This is a genomic window from Mesorhizobium sp. M7A.F.Ca.MR.148.00.0.0 (genome assembly GCF_003997735.1).
Classification (GTDB): domain Bacteria; phylum Pseudomonadota; class Alphaproteobacteria; order Rhizobiales; family Rhizobiaceae; genus Mesorhizobium.
Genome location: NZ_RZTB01000208.1, coordinates 1 through 4,742 on the forward strand (window position 1 = coordinate 1; position 4,742 = coordinate 4,742).

At 62.5% G+C, this 4,742-nt stretch carries 5 protein-coding genes; 2 read left to right on the forward strand and 3 right to left on the reverse strand.

Annotated features, from left to right (window positions below):
• Positions 1-138 precede the first annotated feature (138 nt).
• Positions 139-1,353, forward strand: a complete 1,215-nt coding sequence (locus EOB49_RS32785; RefSeq protein WP_127383403.1) for an AI-2E family transporter — start codon at positions 139-141, stop codon at positions 1,351-1,353.
• A gap of 12 nt (positions 1,354-1,365) precedes the next feature.
• On the opposite strand, the gene EOB49_RS32790 is transcribed toward EOB49_RS32785, so the two are convergent.
• From EOB49_RS32790 to EOB49_RS32805, 3 genes are all read right to left on the reverse strand, one after another.
• Positions 1,366-2,262 carry a DMT family transporter gene (locus EOB49_RS32790; protein ID WP_127267506.1) on the reverse strand — a complete coding sequence of 299 codons (897 nt, stop codon included), beginning with the start codon at positions 2,260-2,262 and terminating at the stop codon, positions 1,366-1,368.
• A 129-nt stretch (positions 2,263-2,391) separates the two neighbouring features.
• Positions 2,392-3,156, reverse strand: coding sequence for an arginyltransferase (locus tag EOB49_RS32795; RefSeq protein ID WP_023810205.1), 765 nt, complete (start codon positions 3,154-3,156; stop codon positions 2,392-2,394).
• 140 nt (positions 3,157-3,296) lie between these two features.
• Positions 3,297-3,767 carry an RDD family protein gene (locus EOB49_RS32805; RefSeq protein WP_127383404.1) on the reverse strand — a complete coding sequence of 157 codons (471 nt, stop codon included), beginning with the start codon at positions 3,765-3,767 and terminating at the stop codon, positions 3,297-3,299.
• 208 nt (positions 3,768-3,975) lie between these two features.
• On the opposite strand from EOB49_RS32805, the gene EOB49_RS32810 reads away from it, so the two are divergent.
• On the forward strand, positions 3,976-4,742 hold a 767-nt coding region (locus EOB49_RS32810; protein WP_127383405.1), incomplete at its 3' end, for an FAD-dependent oxidoreductase.

Genomic DNA, 4,742 nt, shown 5'->3' on the forward strand with positions numbered 1-4,742 from the left:
TTCACGCGCGGCGACCCCCTCTGGCCTGCCGGCCATCTCCCCCTCGAGGGGGGAGATCCCCAATGATTTGGACTATCGTCACGATTGCTGCACTATATCAGTGCATAGACAGGAGGGGTGTTTGGGAGAGCCAGGCGTTTGAAGGAAGCAAAAATCCAGAAACCGGAACGGCAGCAGCGCCTGTTCGGCCTGTCGACGCCGCTCAGGTCCGCCGTCATCCCGCCGCTGTCGGCGGCGCGCTGGCTGCTGGTGCTGATCGTCGCCGCCGGCGTTTATTTCTTCCACGGCTTCCTGTTTCCGGTGCTGGCGGCGCTCGTCATCGCTTTCGCAAGCTGGCCGCTTTACCGCCGCCTGCTTGTCGCGGTCAGTGGCAACCGCACCATCGCCGCGACCTTAGCCATCCTCTTTATCTTAGCCTTCCTGGTGATCCCGATCGCGCTCGCCGGCACCTATGCGATCAACGAGGTCCGCGAATGGGTCGCCTGGGCGATCGAGACCAACCGTCATGGCGCGGTGACACCGCACTGGATCGCCACCATGCCTGTCGTGGGCGAGTGGCTGAACCAGCAGTGGACGACCAATTTCGGCCATCCCGGCGGCATTGGTGAACTGATCCAGCTGGTCAGCGGCGCTAACATCGGCAGCATCTATCGCGGTGTGCTGGCCGCCGGCGGCAGCGCTTTCGGCTTGCTCCTGACATTGTTGTTCATGATGATCGCGTTGTTCTTCGCCTATCGCGACGGCGAGCATTTTGCCGGCCAGGTCGACCGTCTCGGCGAACGCATCCTGCCGACCAGATGGGAACGGATTTCGCGCGTCGTGCCCGCGACGATCTCGTCGACCGTGACCGGCATGACCGTGATCGCCATCGGCGAAGGCCTGGTGCTGGGCATCGCCTACTGGCTGGCCGGCGTGCCGTCGCCGGTCACGCTTGGCGCCTTGACCGGCGTCATGGCGCTGATCCCGGGCGGTGCACCACTGTCCTTCACACTGGTCTCGATCTATCTGGCCGCCAGCGGCTCGCCGATGGCCGGGCTGGCACTGTTCCTCTGGGGTGCGGTCGAACTGTTCATCGTCGACAAGACACTGCGCCCGAAGCTCGTCGGCGGGCCGATAAAACTGCCCTTCCTGCCGACGTTTTTCGGCCTCATCGGCGGCGTCAAGACCATGGGGTTTCTCGGTCTGTTCATCGGCCCGGTGCTGATGGCCCTGCTGGTCGCGATCTGGCGCGAATGGCTTCGCGAGGTGGAAATGGCCGATGAAGTCGTCCCGGGCTCGCCAGCCGAAATCGAAGCCGGTCCGCAAATAGAAGCCTTGCCGGAACCTGACGTGGCGAAGAAGGCCAGCGCCTGATCTCAACGCGCCTTAGACCGGATGTTGCACCGCAAGGTCGCCACGCCGCTTGCGTCCCTCGTGAAGTTGCCACAGCGAATGCGCGATCAGCGTGACGATCAGGATCGCGCCGCCGATCAGGCTGTTGCGCGTCGGTGTCTCGGCAAAGATCATCCACACCCAGACCGGCGCCAGCACGGTTTCGAGCAGGTAGAACATCGCCACTTCAGGGCCCGAAATGTATTTCGGCCCGGCGGCAAGGCAGAAGAACGCTATCGGCATGACGACGGCGCCGTTGAGGATGATCCACCAGGGCGCCTCCACCTGAAAGCCGGTGTTGGAGACCATGAACGCCGCCAGCCCGAAAGGCAGGACGACGCCGATCAGTGAGGTAAAGCCCATATCCTTGCCGCTGGCGCGCGAGATGGTGATGGCGCAGGCGATCAGAAAGGCCGAACACAACGCCATCAGGTCGCCGAACAGATGTCCGGTGCCGACGGAATCGCCGACGATGATGACGACGCCGACAATCATCATGGCCAATGCCGCAAGGGTCAGCGGCCGCGGCCGCTCCTTCAGGAACACCCATGAAAGCAGCGCGGCGAACATGGTTGTGAAGGCCAGGATGAACACCAGGTTGGCGGTCGAGGTGTTATAGACGCCTGTGATGAAGGCAATCGCGCCGAGCCCGTAGATCGCGGCAACGATCAGGCCCGACCAGCCAGGTATCAGCTGCGGCGCATTCTTGCTGAACGAGCGCCAGATGGTCCACATGATCAGTGCCGCGGCCAAGGTGCAGCCGGTGCGCAGCAGCAGGATTGTCCATGCCTCGCCGTGGGCGAGCCGGATCAGCGGGATGTCCACGGTCAGCGTCAGCCCGCCAAATGCGGTGAGCAGAAGTCCTTTGGTGTGAGTATCGTGAGACGACATGCAGCGACTTTCACAATGAATTCGGGAGAGGATGGCGGACCGGCGCAATCGCACGCTCTCCGCCAACCAGCGGAAAGACCAGCATCGTCTCGATTGAAAATGTTTAAGCCCGGACGTGGGAAAGAGTAATCAGCGCGCGACCGCTTCGTTGGTGTAGCGCTCCCAGCCCTTCGGGCCGAGATGCTCCTGCGGCATGAAGCGCATCTTATAATTCATCTTGCGCGAACCGTTGACCCAGTAGCCGAGATAGACATGGGGCAGGCCCATCGCCCTGGCGCGGGCGATGTGGTCGAGGATCATGAACGTGCCGAGCGACCGTTCCTCGAAATCGGGATTGAAGTAGGAATAGACCATCGACAACCCGTCGGCCATCTTGTCGGTGAGCGCCACTGCGATCAGCTCGCCCTGTCCCTTGCCGGTGATGAACGTGTCTGGTCCACGCCGCCGATACTCGATCACCTTGGTGTCGACATGGGTATCCTCGACCATCATCGCATAGTCGAGCACCGTCATATCGGACATGCCGCCACGGCGGTGGCGGGCATCGAGATAGCTGCGGAACAGGGAATATTGTTCGGTCGAAGGCTCGGCATTGTGCATGTGGCCGACGAGGTCGGAATTGTGCTGCAGCACGCGCTTCATGTTGCGGCTGGCGACGAATTCCTGGGCGAGGATGCGTACCGAAACGCAGGCGCGGCAGGTCTCGCAGGCCGGCCTGTAGGCGATGTTCTGCGAGCGCCGGAAGCCGCCTTGGGTCAATAGGTCGTTCATCTCCGCCGCCTTGTCGCCAACCAGGTGCGTGAACACCTTGCGCTCGAACTGGCCGTCGAGATAGGGGCACGGCGACGGCGCGGTCAGGAAGAACTGCGGCGACTGGGTCGGATGCTGCGTCATCGAGCCTTGGAAACACTCCTTCGAATCGCTCTACCTTTGGCGCGGACGGCGAAAAATTCAACAGGATTATGTGGGCGTGGTCGACTCGACGCCTTCACATTTGTGCTCAATCGGTTGCGACTGCTCTTCAGAGGGCCGTTTCAGCGGTCCGTGCGGCTGACGACCGTGCCAAGCAAAAGATCGTGCAAGGTGCGCTTGCGGTCGGAAAACAGCGTCACCAGCAGGACGAGCGGCGACAGGATGACGTTGCCGGCCCAGAACAGCACCGAATGGACGACCGCGGTGAGGCCGTCGATCGGCCTGCCGTCGAGCCGGTCGAGCCGGATGCCCATCATCTTCATGCCCGTGGTAGCCTGGTCGGTGCTGCCCAGCGTGTTCCAGATGTAGAAGATGGCCACAGTCGGTACCAGGACGCCGAACAGCATCCAGCCAAGACCGAGGGTCAAAAGCCCGAGGAAGAACACCAGAATGGCAAACGGGATGGTGAGCAGCGCGACGATGACATAGTCGATCACGAACGCCAGGATGCGCTTCGTGCGTACGCCGTCATAGGCCCTGACATCGTCGAGCCTGCTGGTGATGATTTCGCCGTCGAGAACGCGCGCGTTCATGTCATTTCCTCGTAACAAGGTCCGACATAGGGTGCGGACCGCTCAGCCATGAAATGGTGAAGGCCAGTGGCGGAATCAAGATCGGGCTTCTTGCGGTGCGCCGGCCTTCAAGGCGCCAGGCGCAATCTGAACCGGTTGAATTTGCGGCGCGGATGGCATTAGCTTGCTGCGGCGCAGCAAAAGCGCACATGGCAGGGGACGGGGCAATATGGACTACGACATGCTGGTCATCGGCAGCGGCCCTTCCGGTCGCCGGGCCGCGGTGCAGTCGGCCAAGCTCGGCAAATCGGTGCTGGTGGTCGATCGCGGCCGGCGTCTGGGCGGTGTCTCGGTGCATACCGGCACCATCCCGTCGAAAACGCTGCGCGAAACGGTGCTCAACCTTTCGGGTTGGCGTGAGCGCGGCTTCTACGGGCGCGGCTACCGGGTCAAGCAGGATATCTCGGTCGGCGATCTGGTCGAGCGCCTGCACAAGACGCTCGACCATGAGGTCGAGGTGCTGCAGCACCAGTTCATGCGCAACACGGTCAAGAGCGCCCGGGCTGCAGTGAAATTCCTTGGCCCCAACAAGGTCAGCCTGACCACCGACACCGGCGATTACAGCGAGGTCGGTTTTGCTAATGCGCTGATCGCGGTCGGCACCAGGCCGCACCGGCCGCGCGATGTGCCTTTCGACAAGACCCGAATCTTCGACAGCGACGAGATGCTGGAACTCGACCGCTTGCCGCGCACGCTGACGGTGATCGGCGCCGGCGTCATCGGGGTCGAATATGCAACGATCTTTTCCGCGCTCGACGTGCCGGTAACCTTGGTCGAGCCGCGCAACTCCATCCTCGATTTCGTCGACCGCGAGATCGTCGACGATTTCATCCACCAGATGCGCGATCGCGGCATGACGATCCGGCTGGGCAGCCCGGTGAAGGAAATCCGCTCCAAGCCGGACGCCGCCGAAGTGGAACTGGCCGATGGCCGCAC

Bases quoted from the DNA above. Each gene is read 5' to 3' on its own strand.
- EOB49_RS32790 (WP_127267506.1), bottom strand. From the start codon at position 2,262: ATGTCGTCTCACGATACTCACACCAAAGGACTTCTGCTCACCGCATTT.
- EOB49_RS32795 (WP_023810205.1), bottom strand. From the start codon at position 3,156: ATGACGCAGCATCCGACCCAGTCGCCGCAGTTCTTCCTGACCGCGCCG.
- EOB49_RS32805 (WP_127383404.1), bottom strand. From the start codon at position 3,767: ATGAACGCGCGCGTTCTCGACGGCGAAATCATCACCAGCAGGCTCGAC.